The organism is Dactylosporangium sp. CS-047395, assembly GCF_050942185.1.
In the GTDB taxonomy this organism is placed as follows: domain Bacteria; phylum Actinomycetota; class Actinomycetes; order Mycobacteriales; family Micromonosporaceae; genus Dactylosporangium.
In genome coordinates, this window is the sequence record NZ_CP192015.1 from 8,837,921 (window position 1) to 8,860,000 (window position 22,080).

The window sequence follows — 22,080 nt, forward strand, 5'->3', positions numbered from 1 at the left end:
CTCAGCTCTCCAGCGCAGCCTCGGACACCCGCGGCGCCGGCGTCCGGTCGTCGGCATGCTCCAGCACCCGCAGACACGACAGCACCACCAACGGCAGAGCCGTCGCCAACGCCGCCCCCAGCACGTTGAACGAGACGCCCTCGACCACCCCGGCCAGCAGGCAGGCCACCACCATGCCGGAGAGCGCCGCCCGCACCGGCGGGAACACCCCCAGCAGCCGCCGCAGCCCGCCCCAGTCCCGCAGCAGCACGAACGTCGCGTACACCAGCGTCCCCAGCACCAGCACCGTCAGCGGCGACGTCACCGTGGTGACGACGTCCGCCTCCGCGATCCGCCGGGCGATGAACCCGGCCGTCCCGTCCTGCGTCCGCACCAGCAGCCGCCCGACCGAACTGCGCTGCTCCTCCGGCCGGAAGAGGTCGAGAATCGCGAACCCGGAGCTCACGAACAGCGCCGCCCCCGCCGCCCACAACAAGCGGGTGATCGTCAGCCACCCGCCGACCGCCATCGCCGCCGCCACACACATCCCCGCGGTGAGCGCCACGGCGCCGGAGGCGTCCGCCCCGAGATAGGGGCTGCCGATCACCACGATCCCGACGGCCCCGATCACCGCCATCACGAACGGCCGCCACCGCCGCTCGAACCGCTGCGCCAGCGCCGCCCCGCCCAGCAGCGCACCGGCGACCAGCAGCCCCAGCCCGATGACCCCGACCCCGGCGTACCGCCCGCCGACCACGGCCGAATACCCGGCCACCCCGTTGAGCTGCAGCCGCGAGCCGGTCAGCACGTCGAACGCCACGGCCAGCGCGGCCACCGCCGACACCCCGCCCAGCGGCGCGATCGCCCGGCTCCGCCGCGTCACGAACGCGATCGCGAACGTGGCGATGCCGGTGACCGCGAGCGTAATACCGCCGAAGCCGAGACCGGGACCGGACCACCGCCACCACGGCAACAGGTCCGCGACCAAGGCCGCGGGCACGGCCAGCGACGCGGCAATGAGCAACACCTCCGCCGCCCGGACCACCGAGCGCGGGATCGGCCGCCGGGTGAGCGGTCCGGCCGGGCGGCGGGCGCGATGCAACAGCGGTACCACCGCGGCGAACAACAGCAGCTGAGCAACCACGAGGGTGGTGAAGAAGTTGGTGCCCACCCGCCGCTGCACGCTCGCCTCGCGGTCGGCGTCGGCCAGCCGGCTCACCGCCGCCGCCACGTCCGCGGGGCGCCCGCTCGTGATCGTCGACGCCGCCCCGCCGGCGAAGAGCCGGCCCGGCATCGGGCGGTCCAGCGCCGCGAGGGCGGTCGGGGCGAGGTCGACGACCTGGATGTACCCGGGGCGGGAGGTCGACGGCGAGGTCAGCCAGCCGCCGGTGAACCCCGGCCCCTGCGCGATCGCCACGTGCAGCCGGCTCGTGGCGTCGAGATCCGACAGCCCGGCCAGGATCACCACCGAGTGCTCGGGCCGCGCGGCCAGCACCGAGGCGAGCGCGGCGTCGGCCCGGCGCGCGTCGGAGGACCGGGAGACCGGGTCGTCCCCCGCGATCTCGCCGAGGTCGACCAGTGTCAGGGCGCAGGCGTCGAGCAGGCCGTCGTCGAGCCCCTCGGAGTACTTGTCCACCCGCCCGTACGGCCGGGCCGCCGCGATCGCCGCCCCCGGCCCGATCGCCGTCGTGCAGCGCACCCCCTCGGCGAGGGCACCCGGCTGCGCGCCCCAGTGCAGGCCGCGCTGGCGGTTCACGAGGTTGCTCTGGTCGGGCAGCGTGGCCGCGGTACCGTCCTGCTTGATCGGCACCTCGAGCGCCGGGCAGACCGGCGTCACCGCGCCCGGCGTGTACACCGCGAAGTTCCCCGACCCGAGGGTCAGCCAGCCGTCGCCGGCGCAGGTGATCCGCCGGGCCGAGCGCACCGACAGCGCGCCGATCGCCCCGCCCTGCGCCATCTGCCACATCGCCGGGGTGTCGGCGGCGTTCACGTCGTCCCAGCGCAGCCCGGCGACGCCCACGATGATCACGTAGTCGGCGGTCGGCTGGGCCGGGGCCGCGGCCGGGCGCGGGATCAGCCCGGCCACCCCCATGAGGCCGGCGAGCAGCGCCAGCAGTGCCGGGGAGAACCGATGCAGCCAGTGGCGCATCAGCGCGTCCCGCGGGCGGCGCGCAGCTGGGCGTACACCGCCTCGGCCTGGTCGATGGCGTCCCGCTCGGTCGGCCAGCCGGCGGCCCGCTCCAGGCCGAGGCGGGTGAGCTCGGCGCGGGAGTCGGGGTCGTCGAGCAGCTCGACGACGGCATCGTGGACGGCTTCGACGTCGGCCGGCGGGACCAGCCGGGCCGCCGCCCCGACGACGTCGGGCACGCCGCCGACCGCGGTCGACACAAGCGGTACACCGGCGGCCAGCGCCTCCTGCACGAACAGGGGCTGACCCTCCCACACGCTGGTGGCCACGACGAGGTCGGCCGCCCCGAGCAGGTCGGGCACGTCGGCGCGGTGGCCGAGCAGGTGCACGGCGGCGTGCTCGACGGAGATGCGCTGGGCCAGCGACATGTAGGACGGGCCGGAACCGGCGATCGCGGTGAACGGCTCCGGGTCCCGGTCGCGCCATCGGGCGGCCGCGGAGACCAGCGTCTCGAAGCCCTTCTGCGGGTGCAGCCGGCCGACGGCGAGGATCAGCGGCTGGCCGGGTTCGGCGCCGAGCTCGGTGCGGACCTGCTCACGGGAGCGTTGTTTCGGGCGGAGAACCGGCGCCGGTACCATCGCCGCCCGCACATCCCGCGCCCCCAGCTCGGTCGCCCGGGCGCCGAGGTCGCTGGACACGACGAGGGTGACATCGGCGGTGCGCGCGACCCGGCGCTCCAACGGGTGATAGATCCGGGCCCGCAGCCCGGTCGCGAGCACCAGGTTGTGCCAGGTCACCACGAGCGGGGTGGCGTCGACGCGGGCGAGCGCGGCGACGAGGCCGGCGCGCAGGCTGTGGGCGTGGATCACGTCGGCGTCGCGGACCGACCGGCGCAGGGCGCGCACCGCGAGCACGTCGCCGGGCTGCGGGCTGGCCGGGATCTCCACGGGCACGAACCGGGCGCCCTTGGCGGCGAAGCCGAACTGCTGCTCGGTGGCCGCGGGCCCGTGCACGCTGACCTCGTGGCCGCGCGCGACCAGGCCCTCGGCGAGCATGCCGACGTGCCGGCCGATGCCGCCCGTGCTGGAGGCCAGGACCAACGCGATGCGGGCGCCCACTATCCGTCCCTTCTCCCGACGAGCCGCTGCAGGGTCCCGCGGTCCGCGACCGCCGCCCCGGCGAGAAACACCACCGCCACCACGACTCCGCACAGCATGCCCTGCGCGACGGCCCCGCCGACACCCGGGGTTGCCAGGTGAGCGCGCAGCGCCAGGCCCGCGGCGGCGGCGACGAGCGCGGACGTGACGCAGACGGCGGTCGTTCGCACGGTACCCCGCAACGCCTCGCCCCCCGCCCGCCGCCCGACGGCCACCAGCAGCGCGCCCCCGAGCACCAGCATGCCGATCGAGTTCGCGGCGGCCACGGCGGCGACCCGGTCGCCGATCGGCAGCGCGTTGGCGAGGCTCAGCGCGGCGACGGCGGCCGCGGCCCAGCCGGTGGCGACGGCGACGGCGGCCGCGTAGGCGTTGCCGCCGGCGTAGAGGGCGCGGGAGAGCAGGGCGAACAGGCCGTAGCCGAGCAGCCCGGGGGCGAACCAGGCGATCCCGGCGGCGAGCGGGCCGACCGCGGGCGGATGCGAGGAGGCGGCGGCGAGCAGGACCGCGATCGGCCGGGCCAGCACGACCAGCGCGGCGGCGCCGAGGCAGCACAGCAGCACCACGGCCCGCACGGAGGGCGCGAGCGCGGCGGCGAACCCGGCCCGGTCCTTCGCCGCGCCGTGCTCGGCCAGCGCGGGGTACGCCGTGGTCGCCACCGGCACCGCCAGCACCGCCCACGGCAGCAGGAAGATCGTCTGGGCCAGGTTGTACACCACGATCGCGCCGTCGTCCGGGCTGTAGCTGACCAGGTTGATGGCCAGGCCGAGCACCAGCTGCTGGGTGCCGACGGTGACGATCCCGGCGACGACCAGGGGTTTCAGGGTCGCCATGGCCCCGACGTCGAGCCGGGTGGCCGGCCGCACCCGCAGCCCGAGCCGGCGCACGGGCGCGATGAGACAGAGCGAAAGAACCGCGACCGCCGCCGTGGTACCGCCTGAGAGCAGCATCAACTCGCGCCCGCTCACGCTGTCCAGGGCGGCCCCGCGCCCGGCGACGATCCCGAAGGCGATATACACGGCCATCACCGTGAGACTCGACAGCAGCGGCGCGATGACCGGCCAGGCGAACCGCCGGTACGTCTGCAGCGTCCCGGTCAGCACGATCCCGATCCCGTACAGCGGCAGCTGCGGCGCGAACACCCGCAGCATCCGGGCGCCGGCGTCGACGACCCCGGCCGGCTGCCCGCTGGTGAGCAGGCCGACGAGCGGGTGCGCGAACAGCGCCACGAGCAGCGCGATCGGGGTCAGGAGGAGCACGACCCAGGTCAGGAGCGCGCCGACGGTACGCCCGACGGTGTCCTTGTCCTTGCCCGCCAGCAGCGGCACCACCAGGCTGGCCAGGGCACCCCCGGCGACCAGCTCGAAGATGATGTTCGGGATGGTGTTCGCGGCCTGGTAGGCGTCACCCAGCCGGGTCGGGCCGACCGACGAGTTGAACACCAGAATGCGAGCAAATCCGGCAATCCGGCTCAGGAGGGTGAGGCCCGCGACCAGCGCCGCCGCCCCGAACAGCCGGCTCCTCGTCACCCGCGCGGTCGCGGATAGGGCGACGGCTTGCGCCGGCCCCACTGGTCGATCTTGTTCAGGACCGGGTTGGCCTCAATGACCTTGGTGAAGCTGACCTTCTCGCTGGCCGCGGTGAGCGCCACGATCCCGGCGAGGGCGGCGAGCCGGCCGACCGTGCCGGTGCGGGCCGTGTACGCGACGCCGAGCAGCGCGCCGAGCGCGTTCGCCCCGGCGTCGCCGAGCATGATCTCCTCGTCCAGGTCCGCGGGCAGCAGCGCACCGGCGGCGCCGAGCGGGCCGGACGCGCCCAGCGGGGTACCGACGGCGATCCCCGCTTTGAGCGCCCGCCCGGGGCGCAGGTCCAGCAGGTTGAACAGGTTGGCCGCGCCCGCGATCACGCCGGCGCCGAGCACCACGTCGACGGCCCGCTTGCGGGGCAGCAGCGCGGCGGCGACCAGCCCGGCCGCGCCGACCCCGGCGATCTTGACCAGGCCGCTGGTCACCCGGCCCTCGCGCAGCGCGCCGAGGTGGCCGCGGAAGCCCTTGGCGGCATGCTCGGGGCGGCCGCCGACCAGGTCGTCGTAGAGGCCGACGGCGCCGGAGGCCAGGCCCGCGACGGCGCTGGCGGCGGCGTGCTCGGGGAGGTGCACGATCGCCCCGGCGGTGGCCCCGGCGGCGAGCGCGGGCCCGCCGGCCAGCGACACGGTGCGGCCGCGGAAGTTGGTGCGCTCCAGCTTCGGGTGCCCCTGCAGGGCGCGCAGCACGGCGCGGGCGACGCCGCCGCCGACCGGGCCGGCCAGGGCGCCGCCGATGAGCCTACGAACCATTGGTGTTCACACTCGCCGTCTTGGGCAGCAGGCTGGTCGCGCCGTCACCGCTACCGTAGTGCCCGGCCTTGCCGGCCAGCCGCTCGGTCAGCGCCATGACCGCGGCGACCTGCCCGTACGCGGTGACGGCGTTGTCGACGGTCGAGATGGACTTGGCCACCGCGGCGTCGCCCATCACCGAGGACACCAGGCCGTTGGCCGAGAGCCCGGCCACGACCACCCGGGCGCTGATGTCGAAGCGGGTGGCGATGGTCAGCGCGGCGGCGTTACGGTCCTTGGCGTCCTTGCCGCTGGCCGGGGCGCCGGCGACGATGATCGCCGCCTCGGCCGGGGTCTTGAAGTCGCCGTCCAGCGAGATGTAGCCGCTGGTCTCGTAGGCCGACAGCACCGTACGGGTGCCCTCGATCTGCGGGGTGCCGGCCTTGCCGAACAGCACCGAGGCGAGCAGGGCGGCCGAGGTGTCCACGCCGTTGGCCTGGTTGGGCAGGGCGCCGCTGACGCCGGCCGGGGCCGAGGACTCGGCCAGGTCCAGCAGGTTGGCCGCGCTGGCCGGGGCGGTGAACTTGTCCTTGACGGTGAGCGTGCCGACGACCTTGGCGCCGGCGGTGCCGAGCATCGTGGCCACCCCGTCGGTGGCGGTGTTCACGTCGCCGCTGTCGCTGCCCTCGAGCTTGACCAGCAGGATGTTCTTGTTCGCGAGCTTCCCGGCCAGCAGCACCGGGGCGACCTCGGAGGCGAAGTCGGCGTTCTTCTTCAGCTCCGCCCGGGACTGCTCGAGGTCGTCGCGCAGCTGCTGCTTGTCGTCGGTGAGCGTGTTGACCTGCTCGTTGAGGTTCTCGGTGAGCGGGCCGTTGGCCGCCGCGGTGCCGACGACGAGGCCGATGGCCAGGGCCAGGAACACCGCGGCCAGCGACACCACGTGGTACCGGAAGTTGATCACAGTCGTTGCGGCCCGTCTACGAGAACAGCGTGAAGATCAGGTTGTCCCACCACTCGGCGATGACGCTCAGATAGGCCCGGCCGATCGTGGTCACCGCGAGCGCGGCGGCCATGGCGGCGATCGCCGAGGCGAGCAGCAGCACGAGCGAGGAGCCGGAGAGGCTCTGGCGGTACAGCCGGGAGACCCCCTTCGCGTCGACGAGCTTGCCGCCGAGCTTCAGCCTGGTCAGGAACGTCGAGGCCATCCCGCCGCGGCCCTTGTCGAGGAACTCGATCAGGGTGTTGTGGGTGCCGACCGCGACCAGCAGGGACGCGCCCTTCTCGTCGGCGAGCAGCATCGCGATGTCCTCACTGGTCGCCGCGGCCGGGAAGGTGATCGCCTCCACGCCGAGCCGCTGGACCCGGGCCAGCCCCGGTGCGCGCCCGTCGGGATACGCGTGCACGACGACCTCGGCCCCGCAGCGCAGCACGTCGTCGCTGACCGAGTCCATGTCGCCGATGATCATGTCCGGTGTGTACCCGGCCTCGACCAGCGCGTCCGCTCCCCCGTCGACCCCGATCAGGACGGGTTTGTACTCCCGGATGTAAGGCCGCAGCACGTCGATGTCGGCCTTGTAGTCATAGCCGCGCACCACGATGAGGCAGTGCCGTCCGGCGATCTGGGTCTGCACCTCCGGCACGCCGACACCGTCGAGCAGGAGGGCGCGCTCCTGCTTGAGGTACTCCATGGTGTTGGCCGCGAACGCCTCCAGCTGCACCGACAGCCCCTCGCGGGCGTCGGCCATGGCCAGCGCGACGGTCTCGGCGTCCTGCCGCATGCCCTTGGCCACGGCCTCCTCGCCGACGAACACGGTGTCGCCCTCGATGCGCACCGCCTCGCCCTCGCGCAGCCGGTCGAACAGCTCCTCGCCCAGGTCGTCGACGAGCGGGATGCCGGCCTTGATCAGACCTTCCGGCCCCAGATTGGGGTACCGTCCCGACACCGACGGCTTCGCGTTGAGCACCGCCGCCACGCCAGAGGCGGCCAGCGAGTCGGCCGCCACCCGGTCGAGGTCCACGTGGTCGATGACCGCGATGTCCCCCGGGCGCAGCCGCCCCACCAAGCGCTTCGTCCGCCGATCGAGCCGCACGACGCCGGCGATGACACCCGGCTCGGCGGCCCGGGTGCGGCGCAAGGTTGGAAGTCGCATCTCCCCCATCCTGGCATGGACGGCCGACGAAAGCCGCGCACGACATGTCCACGACCAGGTGGTACGCCCCATTTCACGTTTCCGCGTGACGCCGGTCACCCTCAATGCCGCTCACACGGTGTCGCCCAGCCGACACTCAACGCGTGCATTTGCGCCGCTCGGACCGGCCTCACCGAGGCTTCTTGGCGTGACGGCGGCCGGCCCCTCGATGTCCGTCCTCCGGTGTCGTCCAGCCGACACTCGGGGCGCGTATTTACGACGCTCCGACCGGCCTCACGTATGCACCAGGAGTTGTGAGGGAGCGCCCGATGGAGACCTTATCCTCGATCCGCCTGACCCGCGTGCCCAGTCTCGCCGGCAAGACCCCGGCCGAGGCCGCGACCGCCCTGCGCGCCGCCGGACTCCAGCTCGGCGTGATCCGCGAGATCGGCCCCGCCGGCCCCATGGTCGTCCTGGAGCAGTCCACCCTGGCCCAGACCGTCGCCCCGGTCGGCACCCGCGTCAACCTCCTCGTCGGCCGCCGCTGACACCCGCCGCACGATCTCGGCCACGACCAGTAGCACCCCCGCCCCCACGTACGCGGCCAGCAGCGCCTTCCACATGACGCCGTCGAAGTAGATCCCGCACCCGTAGCCGATCAGCCCCGCCATCGCGGCCCACAGGCTCACGCCGAGCGCCGTCCAGGCCTGAAACCGCCCCGCCGGATACCCGACCACCCCGGCGGCCAGCGCGGAGGCCGACCGCCCGCCGGGCAGGTACCGCGCGAAGACCAGCACCTGTCCCCCACGCGAGTCGAGCGTCCGCCGCGCCCAGTGATAGGCGGCCAGCCCGCGCGACTTGCCCTGCAGCCGCCGCAGCACCCCCGGCCCGGCCCGCACCCCGATCCGATAGGACACGACGTCCCCGACGAAGGCCCCGGACGCCGCCGCGAAGATCACCAGCCCGATGTGCGGATGCCCGGTCGTCCCGGAGACAACGGACACCGTGATCAGCGTGGACTCACTGGGCGACAACGGCACGACGGCATCCAGCCCCGCCACCACGAACACCACGAGCAGAACCCACGCCACAGCCCAAACGTAAAGCGACCATCCAAACGCAGGGCGTCCACACTTTGTCTTTTTGTGTCTTTTGTGGCGCGTCAACTCTGTCTTGCTTGTGGCGCGGCAAACTTCGTCTTTTTTGTGGCTCGTCATTCGGACGGGCCGACGGCGCGCAACCCATGCCAAGACCCGGCGCCAAGGGCAGACCCCTGCCCCCCGGCCCCCGGAAGAAAAAGCTCTAGGCCTGCGCCTTCTCCCGGTCAGCCACCGACAGCAGCTCCTCGGCGTGCGCAATCCCCAGGTCGGAGTTCGGCAGCCCGGCCAGCATGCGTGCCAACTCCCGCGCTCGATCGGTGTGCTCGACGACCGTCACTCCACTCGTCGTCACCGCCCCGCCGGTGTCCTTGGCCACGACCAGATGCCGATCGGCGAACGCTGCCACCTGCGGAAGGTGCGTCACCACCAGCACTTGGTGGTCCCGGGCAAGGCGAGCGAGGCGCTTGCCGATCTCCACCGCCGCCGTGCCACCCACGCCGGAGTCGACCTCGTCGAACACGAGCGTCGGCGGGCCACCGACACCGGCGAACACCACCTCGATGGCCAGCATGACCCGGGACAGCTCGCCGCCCGACGCGCCCTTCTGCAGCGGCTGCGACGGCGCACCCGGGTGCGGCAGCAGCCGCAGCTCGATGTCGTCCGCCCCGTCCGGCCCGACCCCGCTGTCCGTCCCCGACGCCGTCGGGATGCTCGGCCCGTTGCCGGCCGGCTTCGGCTGCACCACGACCTCGATCCGCGCGTGCGGCATCGCCAGCCCGGCCAGCTCCACGGTCACGTCGGCGGCGAACCGGCCCGCGGCCTCGTGCCGGGCCGCGGACAGCACCGCCGCCAGCTCCGCGACCTCGCCGTGCAGGCGCTGCCGCTCCCGGTCGAGCTCCTCGAGCAGCTCGTCGGAGGTGTCCAGCTCGGCTAGCCGGGTCCGGGCGTGATCGGCCCAGGCCACGACGCCGTCGACGTCCTCCGCGTACTTCCGGGTCAGCGCCCGCAGCGCCGCCCGCCGCTCGTAGACCTCCTCGAGGCGGCCCGGGTCGGCGTCGAGCGAGGCCAGGTAGGTGCCGAGCTCGGTGGAGACGTCCCCGGCCAGCGTGGCGACCTCGTCGAGGCGGGCCGCGAGCTCGCCCAGCACCCGGTCGACGCCGGACTGGGCCTCCAGGGTGCGCCGGGCGGTCGCGATGAGGCTCAGCACGTCGGCCACGTCGTCGCCGCCGTCGCCGGTGCCGGACATCGCCACGTGCGCCAGCTGCGCGGCCGAGCGCAGGCCCTCGACGTGCTCGAGCCGCTGCGCCTCCTCGCGCAGCAGCTCGTCCTCGCCGGGCTGCGGATCGACGCGGGTGATCTCGTCCAGGCCGAGCTTGAGCAGCTCCGCCTCCTGGCTGCGCTGGCGCGCGTTGGCCCGCCGGTCGGCCAGGTCGTCCTCCACGGCCCGCCAGCGGTTGTACAGCTCGGCGAACTGCCCCAGCAGCTTCTCGTGCTCGGCCCCGGCGTAGCGGTCCAGCGAGCCCCGCTGCTCAGCCGGGCGCAGCAGCCGCAGCTGGTCGGACTGCCCGTGCAGGGCGAACACCCGCTCGCCGACCTCGCCCAGCAGCGACACCGGCACCGTCCGCCCGCCCACGTGGGCCCGCGAGCGCCCCTCGGCGGTCAGCGTGCGGCTCATGAGCAGCGTGCCGTCGTCGTCGACCTCGGCCCCCGCGTCGGCGATGCGGCTCTCCACCGCCGCCCGCACGTGCGCGGGCAGCGTCAACCGGCCGTCGACGGTGGCCCGGCCCGGGTCGGCGCGCACCCGCCCCGCGTCGGCGCGGCCGCCGAAGAGCAGGTTGAGGCTCGTCACGACCATGGTCTTGCCCGCGCCGGTCTCGCCCGTGATGACCGTGAGGCCCGGGCCGAGGGGCAGGGTGGCGTCTTCGATCACGCCGAGTCCGGTAATGCGGAGTTCCTCCAGCACGGAAGGAAGACTAGCCGCGGGGTACGACAGTTCTCCACTCAGCAGGGCCGTCAGCCGTGCCGTTTGTTGCGCTCGGCTCCGTTCGGTGAACCCCCGGACACGCAGACGGCCCGGCCGCCGACCCCCCTCAGCCGTGCCATCTGTTGCGCTCGGCCTCGCTCGGTCAACGCCCGGACACGCGGACGGGCCGGTCGCCGAACCCCGTCAGCCGTGCCGTTTGACGTGCTTGGCTTCGCTCGATCAACGCCCGGACACGCAGCCGGCGCGGTCGCCTGACCTCGTCAGCCGTGCCGTTTGTTGTGTCGCCAGCCCTGGACCGGCAGCCCGAACTTGGCCACGAGACGGTCGGTGAACGGGCGTTCACGCAGCCGAACCACCCGGACGGGGAGCGCGCCGCGGCGCACCGTCACCGTGGAGCCGGGAGCGAGATCCATCACTCGCCGCCCGTCGCACGACAGCAGCGCGAAGCTCGTGAACGGCTCGACGTTCACCGTGATCGTCGAGTCGGGCGAGATGACCAGCGGCCGGCTGAACAGCGCGTGGGCCGAGATCGGCACCAGCAGCAGCGCCTCCAGCTCCGGCCACACCACCGGCCCCCCGGCCGAGAACGCATACGCCGTCGAGCCCGTCGGAGTCGCGCAGACCACCCCGTCGCAGCCGTACCGCGAAAGAGGCCGCCCATCCACCTCGACGAGCAGCTCCAGCATCTTCTCGCGGGCGCCCTTCTCGACCGTGACCTCGTTCAGCGCCCAGGAGCTGCCGACCGGCCGCCCCGCGTGCTCGGCGAACACGTCGATGGTGAGCCGTTCGTCGACCGTGTACGTGCCCTCGACGATCTCCCGCACGGCCTTGTCGACGTCGCCGATCTCGGCCTCGGCCAGGAAGCCGACCTTGCCGAGGTTGATCCCCAGCAGCGGCGCCTTGGCCGGCCGGGCCAGCTCGGCCGCGCGCAGCAGGGTGCCGTCGCCGCCGAGCGCGAAGACGATCTCGACGCCCTGCGCCGCCTCCTCGCCGCTGACCGGCACGGCCCGCGGGATCGCGAGCTCGCGCGCCTCGTCGGCCAGCACGCGCACGGTGAACCCGTTGTCCAGCAGATCCGCCGCCACCGTACGGGCATGGTCGTTGTTGCTGGCCTTGCCCGTGTGGGTGACCAGCAACGCCTCGCGAGCGCTCACGCCGTCACCTCCGCAGGCTCCGGCGACGGCGCGAGGAACCTGAGTCCATGGTTCGCGGCTCCTCCACTTCGTTCCAGACCGCTCACGCCGAAACCTTTCCCTCGACGATCTGCCGCACAACATCCCCGTCGACGGGCGGGGCATCGCGGCGCAGCCACAGGAAGAATTCCACGTTGCCCTGCGGCCCCGGCAGCGGGCTCCGCGCCACGCCGGCCACGCCCAGCCCGAGCCCGGCGGCGGCGGCCGCCACGTCGAGCACCGCCGCCGTGCGCAGCTCCGGCTCGCGGACCACCCCGCGGTCGCCGAGCGCCTCCCGGCCCACCTCGAACTGCGGCTTCACCATCGGCACCAGGTCGCCGTCGGGCGCGGTGCAGGCGGCGAGCGCGGGCAGTACCAGACGAAGCGAAATGAACGACAGATCAGCCACGGTCAGCTCGCACACCCCGCCGATCTGCTCCGGCGTCAGGGTGCGCACGTTGGTCCGCTCGATGACGGTCACGCGGTCGTCGGTGCGCAAGGACCAGGCGATCTGTCCGTACCCCACGTCGACCGCCGCCACCGCCGCCGCCCCTCGGCGCAGCAGGACGTCGGTGAACCCGCCGGTCGAAGCACCCGCGTCGAGGCAGCGGCGGCCCTCCACCGGCAGCCCGGCGAACGTGTCCAGGGCGCCGGCCAGCTTGTGCCCGCCCCGCGAGACGTAGTCGTCCTCCGTGGTCTCCAGCACCCGTACGGGATCCGCGGGGTCGATCTGGGCCGCGGCCTTGCCTGCGGGAGTCCCCCGCACCTCCACGCGGCCCGCGGCGATCAGCGCCGCCGCCTGCTCCCGGGAGCGGGCCAGCCCGCGACGCACGAGCTCCGCGTCGAGTCGGTTCCGGCGCGCCATCTGCCAGCAGCTCCTAGAAAGCTCAGCGTTCCTCGATCGTGCCCAGCGTCTCCTGCAGCGTGCGGTGGGCCTCGGTGTACACCGAAACCTGCTGCCGCAACGGAAGCGACGCTACCTCGCCCAACGCGGCAACGGCGGCCTCGACCCGGCCGAGCACCCCCGAACCGGGCGGCCCGGGCACCGGCGCGGGGCCCGGACCAGGGATCGGGGCCGTCACTGGGCGGTCTTCCGGGGCGCGCGAGTGGTCTTCTTCACGGGCAACTTGTCTGACGCAGGCCCGACCTCAGAGGCCGCGGCGACGGTCTCGATCGCCTTCTTGGCCACGGCCTTCTTCGCGGGCGTGTTCGCCTTCGCCGGCGGCACGGTCGTCGTCTTGGCCGGCGCGGCCTTGACGGGCGCCACCGCCTTCTTCGCCACGGCCTTCTTCACCGGAACCGGAGCCGGGACCGGGTTGTCCTCGATCACCTCGGCGCCGACCGGCGGCGCGGGCTCGTGGACCGGGGCGAGCGCGTTGACCGTCGCCTCCTTGAGCTGCGCCTCGAGCTCGTGCACCCGCGTGGTGAGCGCCGACACCTCGTCCGCGGTGGCCAGACCGACGGCCCCGAGGGCGCGATCCAGCTCGTACCGCACCAGCTTCGTCAGCGCCTCACGGTTCGTCGAGCCGGCCCGCAGCAGGTCCTCGGCCATCGCCTGCAGCTGCTCCGCCGTCGCCCCGCTCTTGCCGACCAGGCGCCGGACCGTCTTGGTCGCCTTCTTGGTGGTGGCCTCGGTCATGCCGTAGGCGAGCTCCAGGTACGCCCGCCATGCTTCCTGCGCCATATTGCGTCTCTCCTCCAAGTGGTGTACGCCATCACGCTACCGGGCGTGCCGCGACGCCGTACGGTACCGTCACATTCCACGGAACCGAGACGGTTTGGGGTTTTCGCGCATGGCAACGGTTGAGGAATGTCGCGCCGCGCTGGAAAAGCTGGCGGTGCGACTGGGATCGAACGCGGCCGCGGCCCGGGAGAAGCTGGACTTCGACCGTACCCTCGCCTGCCGCATCACCGACCTGAACGTCGCCTTCCACGGCCGCCTCCAGGGCGGGCAGATCACCGACCTCACCGACGGCGACGACCCGCGCGCGAAAATCAAGCTGACCTCGTCCAGCGACGACCTCGTCAGCCTGGTCAACGGCCAGCTCAACGTCATGCAGGCCTGGACGAGCGGCCGCATCAAAATCGACGCCGGCATGATGGACCTGCTGAAGCTGCGCAAACTGCTCTAGTTGCTCCGGCTGGTCCGTGTGCGCGGCTTCAGGCGCTCGCTGCGTGCTGGTCTAGCTGCTGGCTGTGTGTCGCTCTCGCTGGTCGCTGTGTGCGGCTCTAGCTGCTGCCTGTGGGCTGCTTCAACCGCTCGCTGTGTGCTGCTCTAGCTGCTGGCTGTGGGCTGGTCTCACTGCTCGCTTTGTCAGGTGGGCAGCGGAAGGTCTCAGCGCTGTATGGGCGCCTTGGCGGCGGGGTCTACCGTCGAATGTCCTGAAAAGCGGTGGGGGAGCTTCGCTCCACCCACACCCCCTCAAAACCGCACCGGGGTCTACCCGCGGCAGCGGGTCCTACCTAGCTGAGCTTCAGCCATTTCAGCGCGGCCTGGGCTGACTCGTTGGCGCCGGTGATGGGGCGAACCTCGCCCGCGGCCCAGGCCACCTGGCACAGCGCCAGCAGGGCGTCCACGGGCCGTCCGTCGCCGGCGAGTTCCCAGCCGGCGGCCTGCTCGTTCACCTGCCATTGCTGCTGCGTCGGTACCGTCTGTGCCGCCTCGAAAAGCCCGCCCAGGTCCTCGGCCACGAACGTGGGCCGCCGCTCCACCGGCGCCGCCAGCAGCTCGGCCGCGTCGGAGACGCCGGTCAGCACGAGCAGGCTGTCCATCCCGGCCCGGTACGCGCCCTCGATGTCCGTGTCCAGCCGGTCCCCGACCACGAGCGCCCGCTGGGCCCCGCGCTCGCGGGCCGCCTCCACGAACAGCGCCGGGTCCGGCTTGCCGACGATGGTGTCCGGCTGCCGCCCCAGCGCCGTGGCCATCGCGACGACCAGCGAGCCGTTGCCGGGCAGCGGACCGCGCGGCGACGGCAGCGTCTTGTCGGCGTTCGTCGCGATCCAGGCCGCCCCGCCACGGATCGCCACGGCGGCGTCGCCGAGGTCGCGCATGCGGACGTCCGGACCGTACCCCTGGACGACCACCTTCGCCTGCTCGGCCTCCTCGACCGGCGTGAGCCCCGCCGCCACGACCTCCTCGCGGAGGGCCGGCGCGCCCAGGATGAGCACCGGGGTGCCGGCCGGGAACCGCTCCGCCATCAGCAGGGCGGTCGCGTGGGCCGACGTCACCACCTCGCGCGTCTCGGCCGGAATGCCGATCCGGGTCAGCAGGGCGGCGACGTCGCCGGGCAGCCGGGAGGCGTTGTTCGTCGCGTACGCGCTGGGGATGCCCCGCTCACGCAGCTTCGCACACGCCTCCGCGGCGCCGGGGATGACCTGGTCGACGAGGTACAGCACCCCGTCGAGATCGAAGATCACAAGGTCGTAGTGCCCGACCAGGTCATCCTTGTCGCTCACGCCCGACCCTTCCCGTCCCGCGCGTCGTCGTCGGCCTGGTCGTCCTGGTCGCCGGACTCGCCCTTGTCCCCGGACTCGTCCTGGTCACCGTGGTCGCCGTCGGTCTCGTCGTCCTTGGCGTCGGCGTCGTCCTCGGTGTCGTCCCGATCGCCCGGCTCGGCGTCGTGGTCGTCGTCCTCGGTGTCGCCGTCGTGGTCCCCGTCGACCTCGTCGTCCGCGCCGTCCTCGTCTTCTACGCCGTCCGCGTCCGCGCCGCCTCGGTCGTCCTCGTCGTCGTCTTCTTCGTCGTCGCCGAGGTCGTCGTCATCGTCGTAGTCGTCTTCGTCGTCGTAGTCGTCCGGGTCTTCGTCGTCGTCTTCGTCGTCGTCCTCGTCGTCATCTTCGTCGTCGAGGTCGTCCTCATCCTCGTCGTCGTAGTCGTCGTCGCGGTCGTCGTCTTCGTCGTCTTCGTCGTCGTCCCGGTCGTCGTCGTCTTCGTCGTCGCGGTCGTCCTCGTCGCGGTCGTCGACGTCGTCGTCCTCGTCGTCATCCTCGTCGTCGAAGTCGGCGTCCGCGTCGCCGCTGACGTCCTCGTCCTCGTCGTCCTCGGTGTCGCCGTCGAGCGTGATGCCGTCGAGCTCGAGGAGCCGCTCGGCCGCGTCGGTGCGCAGGTCCTCGTCGAGGTCCGCAGCGCGCGCGAACCACTCACGGGCCTCCTCGCGCCGGCCGGCCCGCAGCAGCGCATCGGCGTACGCGTACCGCAACCGGGCCGCCCACGGCGCATCCGGCGCCGAGGTCAGCTCACGCACCTGCAGCATCGCCACGGCGGCATCGGTCTGCCCCAGGTCACCCCGGGCCCCGGCCGCCACGATGAGCAGCTCCACGATCTCCTCGGCCGAGAGCCGCTCCCGGTCGGCGGTACGGAACAGGTCGATCGCCTTCTCCGGCCGCCCGAGGGCCCGCTCGCAGTCCGCGATCACCGCGATGTGGGTCTGCTTGCCCGTCATCCGGTGGTACGTCCGCAGCTCACCCAGCGCCGTCTGCCACTCCCCCGCGTGGTACGCGGCAAGCCCCGCCGCCTCCCGCACGACCGCGATCCGCGACGCCTTGCGCCGAGCCACGAGCGCATGCGCGAGCGCCAGCTCCGGGTCGTCGTCGATCAGCTGCCCGGCCGCCACGAGCCGCCGCGCCACCTCCTCGGCAACAGGCCGCGCGAGCGAGCTCAGCTCCGAACGCACCTCACGGTCGAGCTCCGACGGGTCGATGTCGTCCGCGAGCACCGGATCGGCAACGCGGCTGACGGTCTCCTCGCCGGCCTCCTCGCTGCTGACGAAGCCCGGGTCGCTGGTCCGCGGCCGGTACCCGCCCGCGTCGTCCCGCCGCAACCCCTCAGGCCGCTGGAACCCGGCACCACGGCCGCCACTGTCGCGATCACGGAACCCGCCACCCGGCCGATCCCCACGATCACGATCCCGGAACCCCCCACCGGGCCGGTCCCCGCGGTCGCGGTACCCACCACCAGCGGGCCGGTCCCCACGATCCCGATCGCGGAACCCACCACCGGCCGGACGGTCCCCACGATCACGGAAGCCACCGCCACTGGGCCGGTCACCCCGGTCACGGTCCCGGAACCCACCACCGCTGGGCCGGTCACCCCGGTCCCGGAACCCGCCACCACTGGGCCGGTCGCCGCGGTCACGGTCACGGAACCCACCACCGCTGGGCCGGTCACCCCGGTCCCGGAAGCCACCGCCGCCAGCACGGTCGTCACGGTCGCGGAATCCGCCACCCTCACGGTCCCGGTACGGCCGGTCGCCCCGCTCACGGAACCCGCCACCACTGGGCCGATCCCCACGATCACGATCACGGAACCCACCGCTGGGCCGGTCCCCCCGGTCACCACCGGTCGGCCGGTCCCCACGGTCGCGGAACCCGCCACCGCTGGGCCGGTCACCCCGGTCACGGAACCCGCCACCAGCAGGACGGTCACCCCGATCACGGAAGCCACCACCACTAGGCCGATCGCCCCGGTCACGGTCACGGAACCCACCACCACTGGGCCGGTCACCCCGGTCACGGAACCCGCCGCCACTCGGCCGATCCTCACGATCACGGTCGCCGAACGGCCGGTCCCCACGAGGAGCCCCGCCATCGCGATCCCGGTACCCGCCACTGGGCCGATCCCCACGATCACGGAACCCACCACCACTCGGACGGTCGCCACGATCACGATCCCGGAAGCCACCACCACTGGCCCGGTCACCGGAGTTACGGTCCCGGAACCCACCACCGGCGGGCCGGTCTCCACGGTCACGGAACCCACCGCCGGCCGGACGATCCCCACGATCACGGAACCCACCACCGGCCGGACGGTCCCCACGGTCCCGGAACCCACCACCAGCGGGACGATCCCCACGATCGCGGAACCCTCCACCGCCGGCCCGGTCGCCCCGGTCGTCGCGGTTGGGCCGATCCCCACCATCCCGGTCCCGATACGGCCGGTCGCCCCGAGGAGCCCCACCACCGTCCCGGTCACGGAAGCCACCGTCACGCCGCTGGAACCCACCACCGTCCCGATCGCGGTACGGCCGGTCCCCACGCGGAGCCCCGCCCCCATCACGATCCCGGTACGGCCGATCCCCACGAGGAGCGCCACCACCATCGCGATCCCGGTACGGCCGATCCCCACGGGGAGCTCCGCCCCCATCGCGGTCCCGCAACGGCCGGTCGCCACGCGGCGGACCACCATCCCGGTCGCGGTACGGCCGATCCCCACGGGGCGCGCCACCATCGCGATCGCGGAAGGGCCGGTCACCCCGCGGACCACCATCGCGGTCGCGGAAGCCGGAGGGGCGGTCACCGTCACGCCCACCGCGGAAGCCACCGCCGGCCCGATCGTCGCGGGAGTTGCCCCGCGGCCGGTCACCGCCGCGGTTCCCGTCCCGGGGCCCCGAGCGGGAGTCATCTCGTCGCGGCCGCCGCGGGCCGCCGTCCTGGCCGTCGCCGTCGCCTGGCATAGTCACGACTTCATCCTTCCCGACCGGGGTACGCCGTATGCGCTCGACCCGGTAAACGACTCAAGGGCCGCCCATGGGGCGGCCCTTGATCGAAGATTGTCCGGCGGCGTCCTACTCTCCCACACTCTCTCGGGTGCAGTACCATCGGCGCTGGAGGGCTTAGCTTCCGGGTTCGGAATGGGACCGGGCGTTTCCCCACCGCTATGGCCGCCGTAACACTATGAACCTATCAACCCCGCACACCCAAACCACCTCACTGGCGTTCAGGGTGCGATCCGGTGTTGGTTCAGAATCACACAGTGGATGCAAAGCGTCTCTACAGCTTGATGTGTAGGTCAAGTCCTCGGCCTATTAGTACCGGTCAGCTCAAACCTGTTACCAGGCTTCCACTTCCGGCCTATCAACCCAGTGGTCTCGCTGGGGGCCTTAACCCTCAAGGGGTGGGATACCTCATCTCGAAGCGAGCTTCCCGCTTAGATGCTTTCAGCGGTTATCCCTTCCGAACGTAGCCAACCAGCCGTGCTCTTGGCAGAACAACTGGCACACCAGAGGTTCGTCCGTCCCGGTCCTCTCGTACTAGGGACAGCCCTTCTCAAGTATCCTACGCGCGCGGCGGATAGGGACCGAACTGTCTCACGACGTTCTAAACCCAGCTCGCGTACCGCTTTAATGGGCGAACAGCCCAACCCTTGGGACCTACTCCAGCCCCAGGATGCGACGAGCCGACATCGAGGTGCCAAACCATCCCGTCGATATGGACTCTTGGGGAAGATCAGCCTGTTATCCCCGGGGTACCTTTTATCCGTTGAGCGACACCGCTTCCACCTGCCAGTGCCGGATCACTAGTCCCGACTTTCGTCCCTGCTCGACCTGTCAGTCTCACAGTCAAGCCCCCTTGTGCACTTGCACTCAACACCTGATTGCCAACCAGGCTGAGGGAACCTTTGGGCGCCTCCGTTACATTTTAGGAGGCAACCGCCCCAGTTAAACTACCCACCAGACACTGTCCCTGAACCGGCTCACGGTCCAAGGTTAGATACCCAAATCCAACAGAGTGGTATTTCAAGCTTGCCTCCACGACCACTGGCGTGACCGCTTCACAGGCTCCCACCTATCCTACACAATCGAATTCGAGTACCAATGTCAAGCTATAGTGAAGGTCCCGGGGTCTTTCCGTCCTGCCGCGCGTAACGAGCATCTTTACTCGTAGTGCAATTTCGCCGGGCCTGTGGTTGAGACAGTGGGGAAGTCGTTACGCCATTCGTGCAGGTCGGAACTTACCCGACAAGGAATTTCGCTACCTTAGGATGGTTATAGTTACCACCGCCGTTTACTGGCGCTTAAGTTCTCCGCTTCGCCCCGAAGGACTAACAGGTCCCCTTAACGTTCCAGCACCGGGCAGGCGTCAGTCCATATACGTCGTCTTACGACTTAGCATGGACCTGTGTTTTTAGTAAACAGTCGCTTCCCCCTGGTCTCTGCGGCCACCAACCGCTCCACCAGCACGTGGTCTCACCATCGGTGGCCCCCCTTCTCCCGAAGTTACGGGGGCAATTTGCCGAGTTCCTTAACCACAGTTCGCCCGATCGCCTCGGTATTCTCTACCTGACCACCTGTGTCGGTTTGGGGTACGGGCCGCTCGAAACTCGCTAGAGGCTTTTCTCGGCAGCATGGGATCACTGACTTCACCTGAAACGGCTCCGCTTCACGTCTCACCCTCAAGTGCTGCGGATTTGCCTACAGCACGGGCTACACGCTTGCCCCGGCACAACCACCGGCCGGGTCCAGCTACCCTCCTGCGTCACCCCATCGCTTGCCTACTACCACCCGAGTTCCCAAACGCCGGCCATCCCCCCGAAAGGTTCAGACCATTGTGAGGTTAGTACAAGCAGGTTCAGCATGGACGCTTCTACGCGGGTACGGGAATATCAACCCGTTGTCCATCGACTACGCCTCTCGGCCTCGCCTTAGGCCCCGACTCACCCAGGGCGGATTAGCCTGGCCCTGGAACCCTTGGTCATCCGGCGGCAGGGTTTCTCACCCTGCTTTCGCTACTCATGCCTGCATTCTCACTCGCGTCACCTCCACGGCTGGATCACTCCGCCGCTTCACCGGTGACACGACGCTCCCCTACCCATCCACACACCTGGACCACGAAGGCCTGGTACACGCGTGAATGCCACAGCTTCGGCGGTGTGCTTGAGCCCCGCTACATTGTCGGCGCGGAACCACTTGACCAGTGAGCTATTACGCACTCTTTCAAGGGTGGCTGCTTCTAAGCCAACCTCCTGGTTGTCTATGCGACCCCACATCCTTTACCACTTAGCACACGCTTAGGGGCCTTAGCTGGTGATCTGGGCTGTTTCCCTCTCGACTACGAAGCTTATCCCCCGCAGTCTCACTGCCACGCTCTCACTTACCGGCATTCGGAGTTTGGTTGACTTCAGTAAGCTTGTAGGCCCCCTAGGCCATCCAGTGCTCTACCTCCGGCAAGAAACACGTGACGCTGCACCTAAATGCATTTCGGGGAGAACCAGCTATCACGGAGTTTGATTGGCCTTTCACCCCTAACCACAGATCATCCCCCAACTTTTCAACGTTGGTGGGTTCGGCCCTCCACGCGGTCTTACCCGCGCTTCAGCCTGCCCATGGCTAGATCACTCCGCTTCGGGTCTAGGACACGCGACTGAACGCCCTATTCAGACTCGCTTTCGCTACGGCTCCCCCACACGGGTTAACCTCGCCACGTATCACTAACTCGCAGGCTCATTCTTCAAAAGGCACGCCGTCACCCCCGGCAAAAGCCAGGACGCTCCGACGGATTGTAGGCGCACGGTTTCAGGTACTATTTCACTCCCCTCCCGGGGTACTTTTCACCTTTCCCTCACGGTACTAGTCCGCTATCGGTCACCAGGGAGTATTTAGGCTTACCAGGTGGTCCTGGCAGATTCACGGCAGATTACAGGAGTCCGCCGCTACTCGGGAACACATCAACACAGACCATCAGCTTTCACCTACCGGACTCTCACCGTCTACGGTGCCGCTTTCCAGCGAACTTCGACTAACCAATGGTTTTCTGACTGTGCGTCCAGCCGGCAGACCAGACAAGACATGCCCCACAACCCCAAACATGCAACCCCTGCCGGGTATCACACATGCTCGGTTTAGCCTCATCCGCTTTCGCTCGCCACTACTCACGGAATCACTGTTGTTTTCTCTTCCTGCGGGTACTGAGATGTTTCACTTCCCCGCGTTCCCTCTACCTGCCCTATGTGTTCAGGCAGGAGTGACACCACATGACTGGTGCCGGGTTCCCCCATTCGGACACCCTGGGATCACAGCTCGGTTGACAGCTCCCCCAGGCCTATCGCGGCCTCCCACGTCCTTCATCGGCTCCTGGTGCCAAGGCATCCACCGTACGCCCTCAGCAACTTGACCACAAAGCAATAAAGATGCTCGCATCCACTGTGCAATTCTCAACCAACACCAAACCCACACCGTTTTGTCAGCCGCAACCCGTGCAGAAACCTCTGCCTGGTTTTGCGCGCCGGCGCAGATCCACGTCCGAAACCCTCAACACCATCGTGCTGATTGTTTCAGGACCCAACAGGGTGCCTATACGCCCTCCCGAACCGCATCACCGCCGTTCCACTCCCCAAACGGGGTTG

The 22,080-nt window shown here is 70.8% G+C and carries 16 protein-coding genes, 2 rRNA genes and 1 pseudogene; 2 read left to right on the plus strand and 17 right to left on the minus strand.

Annotated elements, in window-relative coordinates; genetic code table 11:
• Position 1: 1 nt before the first annotated feature.
• The 6 genes from ACQP00_RS41290 to steA are packed head-to-tail and all read right to left on the minus strand — an operon-like array spanning position 2 to position 7,725.
• Positions 2 to 2,128 carry a hypothetical protein gene (locus ACQP00_RS41290; RefSeq protein ID WP_433207398.1) on the minus strand — a complete coding sequence of 709 codons (2,127 nt, stop codon included), beginning with the start codon at positions 2,126 to 2,128 and terminating at the stop codon, positions 2 to 4.
• On the minus strand, positions 2,128 to 3,225 hold the full coding sequence (locus ACQP00_RS41295; RefSeq protein ID WP_433207401.1) for a glycosyltransferase family 4 protein: 1,098 nt from the start codon (positions 3,223 to 3,225) through the stop codon (positions 2,128 to 2,130). The genes ACQP00_RS41290 and ACQP00_RS41295 overlap by 1 nt, the downstream gene beginning before the upstream one ends.
• Positions 3,225 to 4,832: a murein biosynthesis integral membrane protein MurJ gene (gene murJ / locus ACQP00_RS41300; RefSeq protein WP_433207404.1), complete on the minus strand. Its 1,608-nt coding sequence runs from the start codon at positions 4,830 to 4,832 to the stop codon at positions 3,225 to 3,227. The genes ACQP00_RS41295 and murJ overlap by 1 nt, the downstream gene beginning before the upstream one ends.
• The gene (locus tag ACQP00_RS41305; protein WP_433207407.1) at positions 4,787 to 5,596 is read right to left on the minus strand and encodes a hypothetical protein; all 810 of its coding nucleotides are present in this window, start codon (positions 5,594 to 5,596) and stop codon (positions 4,787 to 4,789) included. Before ACQP00_RS41305 ends, murJ begins: the two co-directional genes overlap by 46 nt.
• Positions 5,586 to 6,536: a copper transporter gene (locus ACQP00_RS41310; protein WP_433207410.1), complete on the minus strand. Its 951-nt coding sequence runs from the start codon at positions 6,534 to 6,536 to the stop codon at positions 5,586 to 5,588. The genes ACQP00_RS41305 and ACQP00_RS41310 overlap by 11 nt, the downstream gene beginning before the upstream one ends.
• 16 nt (positions 6,537 to 6,552) lie before the next feature.
• The gene (gene steA, locus ACQP00_RS41315; RefSeq protein WP_433207413.1) at positions 6,553 to 7,725 is read right to left on the minus strand and encodes a putative cytokinetic ring protein SteA; all 1,173 of its coding nucleotides are present in this window, start codon (positions 7,723 to 7,725) and stop codon (positions 6,553 to 6,555) included.
• A 308-nt stretch (positions 7,726 to 8,033) separates the two neighbouring features.
• On the opposite strand from steA, the gene ACQP00_RS41320 reads away from it, so the two are divergent.
• Positions 8,034 to 8,252 (plus strand): PASTA domain-containing protein, encoded by a 219-nt coding sequence (locus tag ACQP00_RS41320; RefSeq protein WP_433207416.1) that lies wholly within the window; start codon positions 8,034 to 8,036, stop codon positions 8,250 to 8,252.
• 162 nt (positions 8,253 to 8,414) lie between these two features.
• Here the strand turns inward: ACQP00_RS41320 and ACQP00_RS41325 are convergent.
• From ACQP00_RS41325 to ACQP00_RS41350, 6 genes and pseudogenes are all read right to left on the minus strand, one after another.
• Positions 8,415 to 8,921, minus strand: a pseudogene (locus ACQP00_RS41325) (DedA family protein); the annotation flags it as partial.
• 85 nt (positions 8,922 to 9,006) lie between these two features.
• Positions 9,007 to 10,767 (minus strand): DNA repair protein RecN, encoded by a 1,761-nt coding sequence (gene recN, locus ACQP00_RS41330; RefSeq protein ID WP_433207419.1) that lies wholly within the window; start codon positions 10,765 to 10,767, stop codon positions 9,007 to 9,009.
• Between the two features lie 281 nt (positions 10,768 to 11,048).
• On the minus strand, positions 11,049 to 11,942 hold the full coding sequence (locus ACQP00_RS41335) for an NAD kinase (RefSeq protein ID WP_433207422.1): 894 nt from the start codon (positions 11,940 to 11,942) through the stop codon (positions 11,049 to 11,051).
• An 82-nt stretch (positions 11,943 to 12,024) separates the two neighbouring features.
• Entirely contained in the window at positions 12,025 to 12,825 is an 801-nt protein-coding gene (locus ACQP00_RS41340; protein ID WP_433207425.1) for a TlyA family RNA methyltransferase, read from the minus strand.
• 22 nt (positions 12,826 to 12,847) lie between these two features.
• Positions 12,848 to 13,042, minus strand: coding sequence for a hypothetical protein (locus ACQP00_RS41345; protein ID WP_433207428.1), 195 nt, complete (start codon positions 13,040 to 13,042; stop codon positions 12,848 to 12,850).
• Positions 13,039 to 13,644 (minus strand): hypothetical protein, encoded by a 606-nt coding sequence (locus tag ACQP00_RS41350; RefSeq protein ID WP_433207431.1) that lies wholly within the window; start codon positions 13,642 to 13,644, stop codon positions 13,039 to 13,041. Before ACQP00_RS41350 ends, ACQP00_RS41345 begins: the two co-directional genes overlap by 4 nt.
• A 109-nt stretch (positions 13,645 to 13,753) precedes the next feature.
• Between ACQP00_RS41350 and ACQP00_RS41355 the strand changes: the two genes are divergently transcribed.
• A complete protein-coding gene (locus tag ACQP00_RS41355) occupies positions 13,754 to 14,092 on the plus strand; it encodes an SCP2 sterol-binding domain-containing protein (protein WP_433207433.1) in 339 nt (112 codons plus the stop codon).
• A gap of 331 nt (positions 14,093 to 14,423) precedes the next feature.
• Here ACQP00_RS41355 and ACQP00_RS41360 read toward each other — a convergent pair whose 3' ends face one another.
• The 5 genes from ACQP00_RS41360 to ACQP00_RS41380 form a co-directional block, all read right to left on the minus strand.
• Positions 14,424 to 15,416, minus strand: a complete 993-nt coding sequence (locus ACQP00_RS41360) for an HAD-IIA family hydrolase (RefSeq protein ID WP_433207436.1) — start codon at positions 15,414 to 15,416, stop codon at positions 14,424 to 14,426.
• Entirely contained in the window at positions 15,413 to 16,675 is a 1,263-nt protein-coding gene (locus tag ACQP00_RS41365; protein WP_433207439.1) for a hypothetical protein, read from the minus strand. Before ACQP00_RS41365 ends, ACQP00_RS41360 begins: the two co-directional genes overlap by 4 nt.
• A complete protein-coding gene (locus ACQP00_RS41370) occupies positions 16,618 to 18,171 on the minus strand; it encodes a hypothetical protein (protein ID WP_433207442.1) in 1,554 nt (517 codons plus the stop codon). Before ACQP00_RS41370 ends, ACQP00_RS41365 begins: the two co-directional genes overlap by 58 nt.
• A gap of 339 nt (positions 18,172 to 18,510) precedes the next feature.
• Positions 18,511 to 18,627: ribosomal RNA gene (gene rrf, locus ACQP00_RS41375) — 5S ribosomal RNA — on the minus strand.
• A 116-nt stretch (positions 18,628 to 18,743) separates the two neighbouring features.
• Positions 18,744 to 21,850: ribosomal RNA gene (locus ACQP00_RS41380) — 23S ribosomal RNA — on the minus strand.
• Between the last annotated feature and the right edge of the window lie 230 nt (positions 21,851 to 22,080).